11 protein-coding genes and 1 pseudogene are annotated in these 14218 nt (G+C 64.6%); 2 read left to right on the forward strand and 10 right to left on the reverse strand.

What is annotated here, in order from left to right:
• Positions 1 to 135: 135 nt before the first annotated feature.
• The 10 genes and pseudogenes from E3O54_RS15240 to E3O54_RS15285 form a co-directional block, all read right to left on the reverse strand.
• Positions 136 to 2220 carry a fructose-specific PTS transporter subunit EIIC gene (locus E3O54_RS15240; RefSeq protein WP_134401961.1) on the reverse strand — a complete coding sequence of 695 codons (2085 nt, stop codon included), beginning with the start codon at positions 2218 to 2220 and terminating at the stop codon, positions 136 to 138.
• A gap of 249 nt (positions 2221 to 2469) precedes the next feature.
• Positions 2470 to 2796: an ATP-dependent DNA ligase gene (locus tag E3O54_RS15245; protein ID WP_104100666.1), complete on the reverse strand. Its 327-nt coding sequence runs from the start codon at positions 2794 to 2796 to the stop codon at positions 2470 to 2472.
• Complete coding sequence (locus E3O54_RS15250) at positions 2789 to 3160, reverse strand: hypothetical protein (RefSeq protein ID WP_134375293.1); 372 nt, start codon at positions 3158 to 3160, stop codon at positions 2789 to 2791. Before E3O54_RS15250 ends, E3O54_RS15245 begins: the two co-directional genes overlap by 8 nt.
• A 299-nt stretch (positions 3161 to 3459) precedes the next feature.
• Positions 3460 to 4851, reverse strand: a complete 1392-nt coding sequence (dnaB, locus tag E3O54_RS15255) for a replicative DNA helicase (protein ID WP_104100664.1) — start codon at positions 4849 to 4851, stop codon at positions 3460 to 3462.
• A gap of 443 nt (positions 4852 to 5294) precedes the next feature.
• The gene (rplI, locus tag E3O54_RS15260; protein ID WP_104100663.1) at positions 5295 to 5744 is read right to left on the reverse strand and encodes a 50S ribosomal protein L9; all 450 of its coding nucleotides are present in this window, start codon (positions 5742 to 5744) and stop codon (positions 5295 to 5297) included.
• Positions 5745 to 5752: 8 nt separating this feature from the next.
• Positions 5753 to 6016: a 30S ribosomal protein S18 gene (gene rpsR, locus E3O54_RS15265; protein WP_035835236.1), complete on the reverse strand. Its 264-nt coding sequence runs from the start codon at positions 6014 to 6016 to the stop codon at positions 5753 to 5755.
• Between the two features lie 56 nt (positions 6017 to 6072).
• Positions 6073 to 6576 (reverse strand): single-stranded DNA-binding protein, encoded by a 504-nt coding sequence (locus E3O54_RS15270; RefSeq protein ID WP_104100662.1) that lies wholly within the window; start codon positions 6574 to 6576, stop codon positions 6073 to 6075.
• Positions 6577 to 6771: 195 nt separating this feature from the next.
• Positions 6772 to 7140 (reverse strand): annotated as a pseudogene (rpsF, locus tag E3O54_RS15275) (30S ribosomal protein S6); the annotation flags it as partial.
• Positions 7141 to 7408: 268 nt separating this feature from the next.
• Positions 7409 to 8413: a hypothetical protein gene (locus E3O54_RS15280; protein ID WP_134401962.1), complete on the reverse strand. Its 1005-nt coding sequence runs from the start codon at positions 8411 to 8413 to the stop codon at positions 7409 to 7411.
• A gap of 226 nt (positions 8414 to 8639) precedes the next feature.
• Positions 8640 to 10070 carry a CCA tRNA nucleotidyltransferase gene (locus tag E3O54_RS15285; protein WP_134401963.1) on the reverse strand — a complete coding sequence of 477 codons (1431 nt, stop codon included), beginning with the start codon at positions 10068 to 10070 and terminating at the stop codon, positions 8640 to 8642.
• A gap of 80 nt (positions 10071 to 10150) precedes the next feature.
• Here E3O54_RS15285 and E3O54_RS15290 point away from each other — a divergent pair, with 80 nt between their 5' ends.
• Together E3O54_RS15290 and murJ are read left to right on the forward strand one after the other, a co-directional pair.
• Positions 10151 to 12544, forward strand: a complete 2394-nt coding sequence (locus E3O54_RS15290) for a DUF6049 family protein (protein ID WP_134401964.1) — start codon at positions 10151 to 10153, stop codon at positions 12542 to 12544.
• Entirely contained in the window at positions 12537 to 14156 is a 1620-nt protein-coding gene (gene murJ, locus E3O54_RS15295) for a lipid II flippase MurJ (RefSeq protein ID WP_347232697.1), read from the forward strand. Before E3O54_RS15290 ends, murJ begins: the two co-directional genes overlap by 8 nt.
• Positions 14157 to 14218 lie beyond the last annotated feature (62 nt).

The raw sequence follows: 14218 nt of genomic DNA on the forward strand, positions 1-14218 counted from the left end.
GCCCCGCTAGACGTTCCTTCGTGACACCCAACCTGGCAGGCCGAAATCGTTGAGTTTTCGACCCGAAGCCGCGGCGTTTCTGGTCTGCTGGAGACTAAGCGCTCGGGTTTGCCGATGCGTACCATCGGCAGGCTCCTAGAACGCGTCGGGTGCGACCGTCTTCGCGCCGACTTGCAGGGCCAGCGCCTCGAGTACGTGCGCGGGGGTCGTGGCGGCCTGGAGGGCGTCGCGGAAGGTGGGCTTTATCAGGGCGCGGGATAGCTGGGCGAGTACCTTCAGGTGCTCGGTTCCGGCCTCCGCCTCCGGGACGGCGATCATGAAGATCAGCGTGGCCTTGGAGCCGTCGGCTGAGTTCCAGTCGATGCCTTGCGTGCTGCGGGCGAAGGCGAGTACCGGGGCGGTTACACCGTCCGACTTTGCGTGGGGGATCGCGATGCCGTCGCCGATGCCCGTCGTGCCGTGCTTCTCGCGGGCGAGGGCGGCCTGGGTCACCAGGGTCTCGTCGGTGACGCGGCCGGTCTTGCTCATCAGGCCGGCGAGGGTGCTGATCATCGCATCCCGGTCGGTCTCGTCGACGTCGAGCACGATCGTGCGTTCGTCGATATAGTCGAGCACCGTCTTCTTCGCCGGGGGCATAGGCGACGATTCGGACTCGGACGCGACCGAGCCGACCGTGCCGGCATCCGCGTCCGATGGGCCCGTGGGCGCGGGGACAGGACCGGAAGCCCCGGCGGCGGTGCCCGTGGCCGCACCCGTCGCTGCAGCGTGGCGGGTCGACTTGCGCGCGGAAATGCCGAGCAGCAGCACCGAAACGAGGGCGGTGACGACGGCGCCGGTGAGCAAGGCCGCGAAGTACATCGGCACCCCGGAGACCGCACCGAAGACGGCGACGATTGGGCCACCGTGCGGTACGGAGTTGGTGACCCCGAACAGGGCGGCAATGCCTCCGGCCATGGCGCCACCGATCATGTTCGCCGGGATGACCTGCAGCGGCTTGGCCGCGGCGAGCGGAATCGCGCCCTCGGTGATGCCGAAGAATCCCAGGAACAGTGCGGCGATGCCGGCTTCACGCTCTGGTTTGGAAAAGTAGCGGCCGCGGATCAGGGTGGCCAAGCCCATCCCGAGCGGCGGGACGGCGATCGCGGCGGCGACCATGCCCATCGGGGCTGAGTTCCCCTCCGCGATCAATGCTCCACCAAAGAGGAATGCGGTCTTGTTGATCGGGCCGCCCATGTCGAAGGCGACCATGGCGCCGAGAATCAGGCCAAGCACGATCGCGCTGCCACCCTGCAGGCCGGTGAGGAACGTGGTCATGCTGGAGAAGACCCAGCTGATCGGCTGGCCGAGGGCGAGCACGAAGGCGCCGCCGACGATCACGGTGGTGAGCACGGGGATCACGAGGATCGGCATGATCGGCTTGATAAAGCGGTGCACGGGGATTTTCTTGATGCCGAGGGCGACGAAGCCGACCAGGAAACCGGTGATGATGCCGCCAATAAAGCCGGCGCCTGATTCGGAATTGTAGAAGGCCCCGGTCGTGGCGATCCAGCCACAGATCATGCCCGGTGCGAGCCCAGGCCGGTCGGCGATGGCGTAGGCGATGAAGCCAGAGAGGATCGGCACCATCAGGGTGAAACCGAGTCCGCCGATCTGGTTGAGCGTCAGCCAGAAACTGCCCTCCGGGATGACGAGCCCATTCGGGGTCGCCTCGCCGCCGAAGGAGAGCGAGATGGCGATCAGGAGCCCGCCAACCACAACGAACGGGATCATGTACGACACGCCGTTCATCAGTGCGCGGTACAGGGTGCTTCCGAAGTCGGCCTTGCCGCTGCTCGAGGGCGTGGCGTCCCGGCTGGAACTGTCGCCGACGGTGGACGGCTCGGCGGCGAGGGCGTCCCGGATCAGGGCGGCGGGGCGGTGAATGCCGTCGGCGACCCCGACGGAGACGATCCGCTTGCCCGCGAAGCGCGAGGCATCTATCTTGGTGTCGGCCGCGATCACGATTGCGTCCGAACGGTCGATGTCGTCCTGGCTGAAGGTGCCTTCGACGCCGACCGAGCCGTGCGTCTCGACCTTCATCTCGTAGCCCAACTCAGCCGCTGCGCTCTCGAGCTTCTCGGCCGCCATGTAGGTGTGCGCTATGCCCGTGGGGCAGGCGGTGATCCCGAGAATCAAGAGTCTCGGTGGCACCGTGCTCGCTTCGAAGAGAGGTTGGGACATGGCTAAGCCGTCCTTCCGGGGCGAGGCCGACCGGAACTTCCGCGGACACCACAGCCCAAGTTCATAAATTTAACTAAGTTTATCACTGCCACGAAAGTGGGTGCGTGCCTTAGCCCTTTGTCCTGATGGAGCCCCTGAGGGCGAGTGCGTCCGTCGCAATCCGGGCCATCGACACGACGTCGCGCATTCATTGGCCCTGACCCCGCTGGCAGGCTTCACGCCGGGAGCCAGGGTGGAGTAGTCAGGCAATTATCGATCGCGTGCGGGCGTCTCCAACTCGGCCGGTTCCGGCGTTACCCGCAGGCCGCCTGGTGTGTTTGACAGACGCACCAATTCCTCGACCCAAGCACGGTTTAGGAGAGGTTCCCTATTGCCGAAAAAGTCGAATTGAAGCGGAATCGTTGGGTGGATCCAAATGGTGCTGTGACCGTGTCCTGATGCCGCCGAGTATTCCCACGAAAACGTGAAACTTTCCCCTCGGCGTACCTTGGACAAAATGACGATCTTGAGGTGAGCGAGCACCCGGTCGTCGAAATCGACGGTGATCGACGGAGTCCCGTAGATAAATTTACCCATGAATGCTCCCAAGTCCGTTGTCGATTTCGTTAGCGACAAGGTTAAAGTCCTTGGCCGTCCGACCAGCGTCGCCTGTGGTTTCGACGGTGCCGGTAATACCGATCATCGGCATTTCAGGTAACGGGAAACGCGTCGCCTCATCTTCCTCCGTCATCCCTTCGACGTCGACATCGACGACGTCGAATTGACTGGTTGGGCTGAGAGTTAGCGTGTGCACGGATGTCTCGTCGTTCTCGTCGAGCACGGTGACATCCACAGCCACACTATTGTCGCTATCGGCCACTGAGGTGACGTAGTCGAGAAGCGCTGATGTGATGCTGTTGCTCGTGACAATGGAGCCGCCGATATATGTTATGCGCTTCATGCGGTGATGCTAGCTGATTGTTGTGCCCCGCGCACGCCGATGGTCCACCGGCGCAGGCCAGCGGGAGAAGGCTGGCCTCGCGAAAGGCTGCCCCGACGCCGGCGGGCCCTGGCGATTCCCGCGAGTGAAGGTCGAAGCCGTGCGGCGCTCCAGTCCATCCACAGGACCGCTACTGACTGACGCGGTGGGCGAGTCACGCCAAGCTGTTTCGACTTTCGAGGTTTGCTAGTTGTCATCACTGACAAGCGATGGACAACAAGATCAGGATTATGACATGTAGATCAGGAACCTAAAGGGTGTCAGGCGCCCGGCACCATATCGGCGAAGCGGGAGTAGTGGCCGTGGAACGCGACCGTGACGGTGCGCGTGGGGCCGTTACGGTGCTTGGCGACGATCAGGTCCGCCTCGCCGGCGCGCGGATTGTCCTTCTCGTACGCGCTCTCGCGGTGCAGCAGGATGACCATGTCGGCGTCCTGCTCGAGCGAACCGGACTCGCGCAGGTCTGAGATGGCCGGCATCTTGTCCGCGCGCTGTTCGGGACCACGGTTGAGCTGGGAGAGGGCAATAACGGGAACCTGTAGCTCCTTGGCCATCAACTTGAGCGCGCGGGAGAACTCACTGACCTCCTGCTGGCGCGACTCGACTTTCTTGCCCGACGTCATCAGCTGCAGGTAGTCGATGATGACCATCTTGAGGCCGACCCGTTGCTTCAGCCGGCGGCACTTGGCCCGGATCTCGACCAGGGTCATGTTGGGGCTGTCGTCGATGTAGAGCGGGGCGTCGTTGATGCGACCGCGGGTGGCGGCAATGGTGGTCCAGTCGCGCGCGTCGACGGCGCCCTTGCGCATGCTCTGCAAGGGCACGGATGCTTCGGCCGCGAGCAGACGCATCGCGATTTCGCTGCGGCCCATTTCCAGGGAGAAGAAAATGCTGGGCATGTCGTGCTTGATGGAGGCTGCCCGGGCGAAGTCGAGGGCGAGCGTGGACTTACCCAGCGCCGGACGCGCCGCCACGATGATCAGCTGGCCGGGATGGAAGCCGTTGGTGAGCTCGTCCATATCGGCGAAGCCGGTGGGAACACCGGTCATCTGACCGTCTTTGAGCTTGGCAGCCTCGATCTCCTCGATCGCGGCTGTGACCGCGTCGGTCAGCGGCACATAGTCTTCGGTTTCGCTGCCACCCGTGACGGCATAGACCTCGGCCTGGGCGGTATTGACCAGATCCAGCACCTCGCCCTCACCGGAGTAACCCATCTGGGCGATGCGGGTGCCGACCTCGACGAGGCGCCGGAGGAGAGCGCGTTCGGCGACGATCGAAGAGTAGAAACCGGCGTTGGCCGCGGTCGGCACGAGGCTCGTGAGCGTGTGCAGGTAGTCCGCGCCGCCGGCCCGGGACAGCTCGCCGAGCTTGGTGAGCTCGTCGGTGACGGCGATAACGTCGGTCGGCTCGCCCTGCGCGTAGAGCGACAGGATCGCGTCGAAGATGATCTCGTGCTTGGGGATGTAAAAGTCTGCGGCGCGCACGGTCTCGACGACGTCGGCGACGGCATCCTTGCTCAGCATCATGCCGCCGAGCGCGCTCTGCTCGGCCAGGAGGTCGTGCGGGAGCGTGCGCTCGGTGTGCCGGGCTTCCAGTCCGCCGCGTGAGTCTGCCCCGCGCTTGTCCGCCAGACCCAAGTGAGAGATCGACACTCGTGCCTCCTTTACTCGTGGTGCAGTTCTATCAGGGCCCACCGACATCGCTGCCGGGCACTGTGCACACCTCGATTGCGGCCGCGTGCCCACCATACGGACCCGGCTCGGCAGAGAACAAACCGCCCTGTGGATAAGCCTGTGGAGAATCTGGGCGAAACGCCGCGTGTCTTGTGCACAAGCTGTGGAATCAACTGTGGACAACTTAAGTTTTTTATCACATAAATGCAGCTTGATCAGGTATTAATTCTATTCACAATGTGGTGTGGAAAACCTATCTAAAGTACGTGTTGAATCTTGTCGAGGTGTGGGAAAACCTGTGTACAGCGCCTCATGTTCTGGGACTAAAATCACCCCCGATTGGGTGTGTGACATCGCTTAAACAGGTGTGGCGGTGGGTTCCTTTCGGAACCCACCGCCACACGGGTGTAAAGCTGTAGAGCTTACTTGGCAGCTACCACCAGCAGTGTGATGGTCGCACTCAGTTCGTCACGAAGACGAACCGTTGCCTGGTGTTCACCCGTCATCTTGATCGGGCTGAGCTCGATTTTGCGCCTGTCGAGGGCACCGAGACCCGCTGCGGCAACTGCATCCGCAACATCCGTGGTCTTGACGGAGCCGAAAAGGCGTCCGCCTTCGCCGGCCTTGACGACCAGCTTGACCTTGGCGTTCTCGAGTGCAGCCTTGAGAGCCTGCGCCTCTTCGAGGGTGGCGTGCTCGCGGGCTACGCGAGCGGCCTTGATCTGCTGAATCTGCTTCTCGCCACCGCGAGTCCAGGAAACAGCAAATCCCTGCGGGTAGAGGTAGTTGCGGGCGTACCCGTTCTTGACCTCGACGATGTCACCGGGTGCACCGAGGCCGGAGACCTCGTGCGTCAGAATGATTTTTGACATGAGGTGTCCTACCTGCCTGAACCGGCGTAGGGCAGCAGCGCCATTTCGCGAGCGTTCTTGACGGCGCGGGCGATAAGACGCTGCTCCTGAACGGAAACACCGGTGATACGACGGGCGCGGATCTTTCCACGCTCGGAGATGAACTTGCGGAGGGTGGGGACATCTTTGTAATCGATGACACCAACCCGGATCGACTTCGCGGGAGCGGCATTCTTGCCACCCTTAGCACCGCGGAGCGGCTTGCGGCGGTCGCCGCTCGACTTTCCAGCCATGATTTCCTTACTTTCTCAAAGAAGTGTTTTTCAGCCAACAGCCTGTAGGGCTCGGCTTAGAAGGGTGTCTCGTCGCTGAAGTTTCCCGGAGTGTTCCAGACATCTCCACCGGTGTTCGCGGCGGGGGCGCTGGCAGCCCAGGGCTCGTCGTTCGAGGCAACGGCAGGTGAGCCACCGCCTCGAGGAGAAGACGATGACTGCGCGCGAGTGAGCTGAGCGGTGGCGTATTTCAGCGAAGGACCGATTTCATCGATCTCGAGCTCCATGCTCGTTCGCTTCTCGCCTTCCTTCGTCTCATACGAACGCTGCTTGAGACGCCCGGAAGCGATGACACGGGTACCCTTGGTCAGTGAACCAGCTACGTGCTCGGCGAATTCACGCCAAACGCTCGCGCGCAGGAAGAGCGACTCGCCATCTTTCCACTCACTGGTCGCGCGATCGAAATTGCGCGGAGTGGATGCGATGGTGAAGTTGGCAACCGCCAGCCCGTTCTGCGTGTACCGCAGCTCCGGGTCGCTGGTCAGGTTGCCCACCACGGTAATTACGGTCTCGCCGGCCACGGGCTACTTGTCGCTTGCCTTGTCGGCGGACGCGGCCGGCGCGGGAGCAACAGCTTCTGCCGTGGCAGGAGCGTCGACAACCGGGGTTTCGACCTTAGCCGGAGCAGCCTTGACCGCGGCGGCAGCAGCTGCCGATGCGGGCTTCACGGACGCGGCGACCTTGGCGGTCGGGGCGGCAGCAGCGGCTTCAGCCTTCGCAGCGATTACCTTCGGGTTGGCTGCCTTGCGGGCGGCCTTCTCGGCGGCGAGCTTGCTCGCGACGGCGACCTGGGCAATGCCTTCTTCTGCGCGAAGCACTTTGGTGCGCATGACTGCTTCCGACAGCTTCAGCTGGCGGTCGAGCTCGGCCGTGGCAGAAGCGTTGGCGGTGAAGTCGACAACGGCGTAGATGCCTTCGGACTTCTTGTTGATCTCGTAAGCGAGACGGCGGCGACCCCAAACGTCAACCTTGTCAATGGTTCCACCATCGTTGCGAACAACGTTGAGGAACTTGTCAAGGCTGGGAGCTACGGTGCGCTCATCTATCTCGGGATCGAGGATAACCATCAACTCGTACTGATGCATGACTAACCCACCTCCTTCGGACTAAACGGCTGCAGAATCTCTGCAGCAGGAGGGTTGTGCATGTGTTGTAAGCGGAGGCCGGGAATCCGGCGCACAGACAACCTGCCAAGGCTACCGGAAACGGCGGCCCTCCGCCACCGCCTCCGCCCGTTCACCCGTTTGGCGCCCTCGTCGCCGCCGAGTCCGTCAACGCTGTCGCGAGTATCGCCGACTGTGCCGACCATCGCCGTGCTATCGGAGATTCTGGGCACGAACGGCGACGGTCGCTTCACCTGTTGGGGCATTTCCCTGGTTCGGGACGCAGTCCGGCGGCGAGCAGGAGCCGTTTCAGGCTCTCCCGGCGCAGCGCTACCGCCCAGATCCAGCGCGCCATTCCGTGCCCCGTCCCGCGAAGCCGGTCCTCGCGAAGCTTTTCTGACCACACGGCTTCTTCACTGGTACGCCCATTCATGAAGGCGTCCCGCGTGTACTTGACTTTGCCGTCGAATTCGCCGAGGAGGCGAAGTGTGCGGTTCTTCTGTTTCTGAACCCACCGGAAGTCCGTGATGTCTTCCTGCCCGTCCTCGTGCACGAAGGACACCTGTAATTCGGGGGGCGGGAATCCGCACAGGTGAATCTGTCCTCGACTGAGGGACTCGCCCACCGAACCGGATCGACTGTCGCAGAAGACAATGGCGATCCGAGCGGCTCGTGCCCCACGGGTTGGTCCGTCGGAGTCGAGTCGATCAAGCAGAATGTCGCGGTCGATCCCGAGCGCAGCCATGCCGTTCGGCAGGGTGAATTTAGGTTTCATTCCGTAATCGAGCGTGGCGACTGCCGACAGGAATCCTGCCGTTCGTGCAACATCGATCAGCGTACGCAGCAGACCCGTGACCAGCATCCCTTCGATCTCCACGACGTCTTCGTCGGGCAATCGGTCGTGGTGCCAGGTGACCCCGTTCTTCGAATGCACGCCGGTTTCACCGGCAGCCATGAGGTGGACCTCGTCGGGCAATCTGCCGACGATGGGCAGTCCCCACAAAACAGCAGCCGATTCATAAGAGTAGACGGGCTGGGACTTTCTGGTGGCCTCCACGGCGCGCAAACGCAAGAAGTACCGATCACGATCGCTGATGGTGTCCCAGCCGGTCGCGTCAACGGCAACGCCACGTCGTAGGCGAACGGCTTGACCGGATCCGACCGGCCGTTGAACAGGACGCCCATCGCTGCCGAGAAACCGAGCGTCACGGCCGAGATACAAAGGCCGCCAGTCATGCGGGGAGTAGAGATTCATAGCGCCATGCTGGTGGTGCGGCCTACTGGCTCCGATCGCAAGGGCGGCTCCTGTGGCCAAGATCGGCGGCGGAGGTCCTGTGGAGGGATGGTGACACATCCGCTCGCGAAGTGCCACCGGGTCTCGACGCTCGCCGTTTGTGCCGAGAGTCGTCACCCGTGCGGCGACTCTCGGCACAAACGGCGAGCCTCGGCGAATAGACGGGCCCGGAAGGCGCCGGGAGGGCCTACTGTACGCGCTCGGCCCACCAGGCGATAAGGCGGCGGGTGGCCTCGTCTTCGCCGAGCGGCCCATCATCCAGCCGCTGCTCGAGCAGGTACCGGTAGGCCTCGCCGACGTCACGGCCCGGGCCCACTCCGAGGACGGCCATGATCTGCTCACCGTCGAGATCGGGGCGCACCGCCGCCATCTCTTCCTGTTCGTTCAGCTCCTCGATGCGCTGTTCCAGGTCGTCGTAGGCGAAGCCGAGCCGGTCCGCCTTGCGGCGGTTACGGGTGGTGACGTCCGCACGAGTCAAGATGTGCAGTCGTTCGAGCTGGTCCCCCGCGTCCCGCACGTAGCGCCGCACCGCGGAGTCCGTCCAGGCACCCTCGGTGTAGCCGAAAAAACGCAGGTGCAGTTCGATCAGGCGTGCCACGGCGGCCGTCGTGTCGTTGTCGAAACGGAGGGCTCGTAGCCGCTTCTTCGCCAGCTTCGCGCCGACCAGGTCGTGGTGGTGGAAACTGACCACGCCGCCCGGCTCGAGCTTGCGAGTCGCGGGCTTGCCGATGTCGTGCAGCAGCGCCGCCAGGCGCACGATCAGGTCGGGGCCGTCGAAGCTGCCGCGGGACTTCTCGTAGCCGATGGCCTGGTCCAGCACCGTCAGGGTGTGCTGGTAGACATCCTTGTGGTGGTGGTGCTCGTCGACTTCGAGGCGCAGGGCGGGGATCTCCGGCAGCACCCGGCTGCAGAGCCCGGAGTCCACCAGCAGCTCGAGCCCGGCATGCGGGTTGTCCGCACACAGCAGCTTCGAGAGCTCGTCGCCGATGCGTTCGGCCGAGATATTACGAATGCGGTCCGCCATCGCTTCCATCGCTTCCGCGGTGTCGGCGTGGAGGGCGAATCCGAGCTGGGCGGCGAACCGGGCCGCCCGCATCATGCGCAGCGGGTCGTCGCCGAACGAGATCTCCGGGGAAATCGGCGTGCGCAGAACGCCGGCCAGGAGGTCGTCGATGCCGTTCGCGGGGTCGACCAGAGTCAGCCCCGGAAGGCGCAGAGCCAGTGCGTTCACCGTGAAATCGCGGCGTAGCAGGTCATCCTCCAGGCGGTGGCCGAAAACCACCTCGGGCTTGCGCGTCTGGCCGTCGTAGCTCTCCGACCGGTAAGTCGTGATCTCCACCTTTTCGCCGGCGATTTGGGCGCCGATTGTTCCGAAGGCGCGGCCGATATCCCAGTGGGCATCCGAGATTGGCTTCACGAGGTGCAGGATTTGGTCCGGCGTGGCATCCGTCGTGAAATCGAGGTCGTTGAACGGCCGGTCGAGGAAGGCGTCGCGGACCGGTCCGCCGACGAGGGCCAGTTCGTGTCCAGCCGTCTGGAACGCGGTCGCCAATCGGGAAACGGTCGGGGTGGCAGCCAGGTCGCCCAGCCGCTTGAGGGCTGTCGCAACGCTTTGCATGACCCCATGTTAGTTGCTTGAGCTACGCCGGCTGCCCCGGTGCGGCGTTACCCCCGCGTCGAAGCCGTAGAATCCCCTACATGGTGGCCGAGTCTGTTCTCAAGCGTCGGCCCGCGCTCCCCGGAGCGATGCGCGGCCTCTGGTCACGCACGAAGAGGCCGATCGGCGCCGTTCTGATCGGCCTGCTGGCCGGGGTTCTGCCGGTCGCCTCCGCCGGTCTGCCCGCATCCGCAACCGCGTCTGAAATCACATCTGCATCTGCCCCAGCGGCCCCGACAGCGAAGACCATCGCCGCCGTAACGGCCAATGCGGTGAACCTGCGCGTGTCGCCCGCGACACTGGCGCCCCTCCAGGCTGGCCAGGACCTCACGGTCACTGTCACCGTCGAGAACGCGACCCTTGACACCATCTCACCGGGCACCATCAACCTCTTCCTCGCGGAACGGGCACTGATCAACCGCAACGCCCTCAACAGCTGGCTGGATCCGGAGAAGAACAGCAAACCCGGCGATCTCATGCTGAGCGAGCCCACGATGGCGTCCATTCAGCCGGACAGCACCGAGATCTTCACCTTGACCGTGCCGGCCGGCTCCGTGGGCCTCACCAGCGGCAACGCGTGGGGTGCCCGCGGCATTGCCGCCACCCTGAGTACAGACGACAGGGTGCGGGCAGAGGGCAGAGGCACCTTCGTCTGGTATTCCGACGAAGAGGTCACCCCCGTCAACATGTCGGTGATCATGCCGATCACCGTCCCCGCGCAGTCGACGGGCCTGATTACGTCAAAGGCACTGGAAACGTTTACGGCGCCGACCGGTGTTCTGAGCCGCCAGCTCGACGGCGTCGTCGGCCGCCCGGTCACCATTGCCATCGACCCGCTGATCATTGTTTCCATCCGAATCCTCGGTTCGGCGGCACCGCCCAGCGCAATCGCGTGGCTGAACCGGCTGGACGAGGCTCCGAACGATATATTCCCGCTCAGCTATGCCGATGCCGACCTTGCCCTGCAGGCTCAAGCCGGCGCCGGGCCGCTGCTGACGCCCAACACGTTCGGCCAGGCGATCGACCCTGCCTTGTTCGCCGCGACGGACCAGTCCGCGACGCCGAACTCCGACCCTGCCCTCCCGCCTGGCACCGAGACACCGGCGCCGTCAACGGACCAGCCCGCACCCCCCAGCGATGGCACACCACCCACCACGGAAAAGTTGCTTGCTTGGGAATATAGCGCCACTGACATCGGCTGGCCGGCCGAGGGTGACGTTGCGAGTGCAGACCTGGACGTATTCGCGGCCAGTGGCCTCAACACAACCATTTTGGGCGGATCGAACGCATCTGGGGCCGCCGGCGACTTCACCCCGAATGCATCCCTTGATCTCGGCACCGGCCACGGTTTGGGTCTGGTCGTCGATGATTCGTTGGCCGCCGCCCTGCGCACCGCCGCGGCCGCGACAACGGATGACGCGTGGCGCGAAGCCATGTCCCAGGTCAGCTCGCAGCTGGCGGTCGTCTCGGCCGAGCGCCCCGGAACCGCGCGCACCCTCCTGGCCACTTTCGACCGCGGGTGGCCGCCCAACGCAGACCGACTCACCGAGACCATCGACGCGCTGGCCGGGTTGCGGTGGTACGCGCCGTCCACCCTGCCGGAGGTGCGGGCATCCGTTCCAGCCGAAGAGGTCGAGTTTGACAGCCAGGCCGAGCCGGAGGATCGCGTGGCCCTGGCCGCCGAGCTCTTCGAGGCCGAGAAGACAATCACCGACTTTTCCTCCGTACTGTCCGACCCGGCGATCGTCACAGGCACGCAGCGCCTGGACCTGATGGCTCTGCTATCCAATTCCTGGGCATCCCAGGAGGCCAGTTGGGCGGATGCCGTCGGCACCAGCCTCGCGAACTCCTCGGCGCTTGTGGGCTCCATCACGGTCGCGACCAAGGGCCCCATCAACGTGGTCGGCAGCCAGGTCGACATTCCGGTGACCCTGGACAACGCCCTGAGCCAGGCCGTGACGGTGATGGTGCAGGTCGTTCCCTCCAACGGGCGCCTCCTGGTCGGCGAGGCGGTGGAGTCCACCATCGAAGCCCAATCCGCCCGCACCGTGACCATCCCGGTGACGGCCGCAGTGGGAAACGGCGCCGTCACCCTGCGCGTGACCCTGCTCACTCCGGCGGGAACGGTCATCTCGCAGCCCGCCCTCATCCCGATCAACGTGCGCGCAGACTGGGAAGGCCTCGGATCCCTCCTGTTCGCCGCGTTCGTGGTGCTGTTCTTCGGGTTCGGGGTGTGGCGCAACATTCTGCGACGCCGACGGGAACGTGCCGAAACTGAGACTGCGGACGCCCCCGAGCCAGAGGCAGAACCGGCCACAGTCCCTGAAGCCGAAGCACCCCCAGAAGAAGATCCCGAATCCGGGGCCGCCGGCGCTGCGCCCGGCCCGCTGACCCCCACCAGCGCGGCCGATGCCCCGACGGAGCCCCGTGCCTAAGACCGACAGCATCGGCCGGGCGAGCGCATTCCTCGCCTCCGGAACCATTGTTTCTCGCATCCTCGGCTTCGTGAAGCTGATTGTGCTGGCGGGGGTGATCGGCCAGGTCGGTCAGAGCACCAACGCGTTCGCCGTGGCGAATCAGCTTCCGAACACGGTCTACGTCATCGTGGCCGGTGGGGTGCTGACGGCCGTCCTGGTGCCGCAGATCGTGCGCGCCAGCCTGCACGCCGACGGTGGCACGGCGTACATCAACAAACTCCTCACGCTGGCCCTGGTCATCCTCGCCGCGACCACCATCGCAGCCACCGCGCTTGCTCCGCTGTTGACCCTGCTCTACGGGTCCAACATGAAGCCGGAATCGCTGGCCCTCGCCACGGCGTTCGCCTTCTGGTGCCTGCCACAAATCTTTTTCTACGGCCTGTATACGGTCCTCGGAGAGGTTCTGAACGCCCGCAAGTCCTTCGGCCCGTTCACCTGGGTTCCCGTGATCAACAACGTCGTGGCCATCGCGGGCCTACTCACCTTCTCGGCGTTCTACGGAGCCGACCCGAACGGGACCCGGCTGGCCACCGAGTTCACGCCCGCGATGATCGCCGTCCTCGCCGGGAGCGCCACGCTCGGCGTCGTGCTGCAGGCCGTCGTGCTGTTCTATTTCTGGCACCGCATCGGTCTGCGCTTCCGCCCCGACTTCCGCTTCCGCGGCGTCGGGCTCGGCGTGGCCGGCCGGATGGCGAGCTGGACCTTCGGGATGCTCCTGCTGACCACCCTGGCCGGCGTCGTCGAAACCCGGGTGGTCACCCTCGCCGGCGACTCCGACGCCTCGGTCGCCGCACTCAACACGGCCTGGCTCATCTTCATGCTCCCGCATTCGGTGATCACCGTCTCAGTCACCACCGCCTACTTCACCCGGATGAGCGAGCACGCCTCGGTGGGCAAGCTGGCCCTGGTCAGAACGGATGCCTCCTCCGCCATCCGCGGCACCACCCTGATCATCGTGCTCGCCTCCGCCGTCATCGCGGTCTGCGCCTACCCGTTCGCCCGGGTCTTCGTCGCCCCCTACGAACAGGTACAGAGCATCGGCAACGTCATCGTCGCCTACGTGCTCGGCCTCGTTGCGTTCTGCGTCCTGTTCGTCGTACAACGCACCTTCTACGCGCTCGGCGACACCCGTACGCCGTTCTACTTCACCCTGTTCCAGGTGACGCTGGTCATCATCGGCGTCCTTGCCTGCTCGCTCCTGCCCAGCGCCTGGATCGCCGCGGGCGTCGCGCTCACGGTCACCGTGTCCGGCATTGCGCAGGCCCTGCTGGCGGCAGGGCTGCTCCGTGGGCGCCTCGGCGGCATCGACGGGCGGCGCATCCTGCGCAGCCTCGTGAAGTACTTAGTCGCCGCCGTGCCCGCGATCACGGCCGGCGTTCTCCTCCTGCTCGTGCTTGGTGGCACCCAGGAGGCTGGATTCGCCCTGTCCGGGAAGCTCCAGGCCGTTCTCACCATGATCGTCATCGGCCTCGCCATGTCAGGCGTCTACTTCGGCCTGCTGCTGCTCATGCGCACCGCTGAGCTGCGCGGCTTCATCGACCCGGTGATCGACCGCATCCGTCGTCGTTGACCGGTCCCCAGCCGGCGTGGAATAGCATCCGATTAGGATGTGTTGTATCCGGAAGCGAGGCA

Origin of the sequence: Cryobacterium sp. TMT2-4 (assembly GCF_004402575.1) — a bacterium.
GTDB lineage: Bacteria > Actinomycetota > Actinomycetes > Actinomycetales > Microbacteriaceae > Cryobacterium > Cryobacterium sandaracinum.

Bases quoted from the DNA above. Each gene is read 5' to 3' on its own strand.
- E3O54_RS15240 (WP_134401961.1), bottom strand. From the start codon at position 2,220: ATGTCCCAACCTCTCTTCGAAGCGAGCACGGTGCCACCGAGACTCTTG.
- E3O54_RS15245 (WP_104100666.1), bottom strand. From the start codon at position 2,796: ATGGGTAAATTTATCTACGGGACTCCGTCGATCACCGTCGATTTCGAC.
- E3O54_RS15250 (WP_134375293.1), bottom strand. From the start codon at position 3,160: ATGAAGCGCATAACATATATCGGCGGCTCCATTGTCACGAGCAACAGC.
- rplI (WP_104100663.1), bottom strand. From the start codon at position 5,744: ATGTCAAAAATCATTCTGACGCACGAGGTCTCCGGCCTCGGTGCACCC.
- rpsR (WP_035835236.1), bottom strand. From the start codon at position 6,016: ATGGCTGGAAAGTCGAGCGGCGACCGCCGCAAGCCGCTCCGCGGTGCT.
- E3O54_RS15280 (WP_134401962.1), bottom strand. From the start codon at position 8,413: ATGAATCTCTACTCCCCGCATGACTGGCGGCCTTTGTATCTCGGCCGT.
- E3O54_RS15285 (WP_134401963.1), bottom strand. From the start codon at position 10,070: ATGCAAAGCGTTGCGACAGCCCTCAAGCGGCTGGGCGACCTGGCTGCC.
- E3O54_RS15290 (WP_134401964.1), top strand. From the start codon at position 10,151: ATGGTGGCCGAGTCTGTTCTCAAGCGTCGGCCCGCGCTCCCCGGAGCG.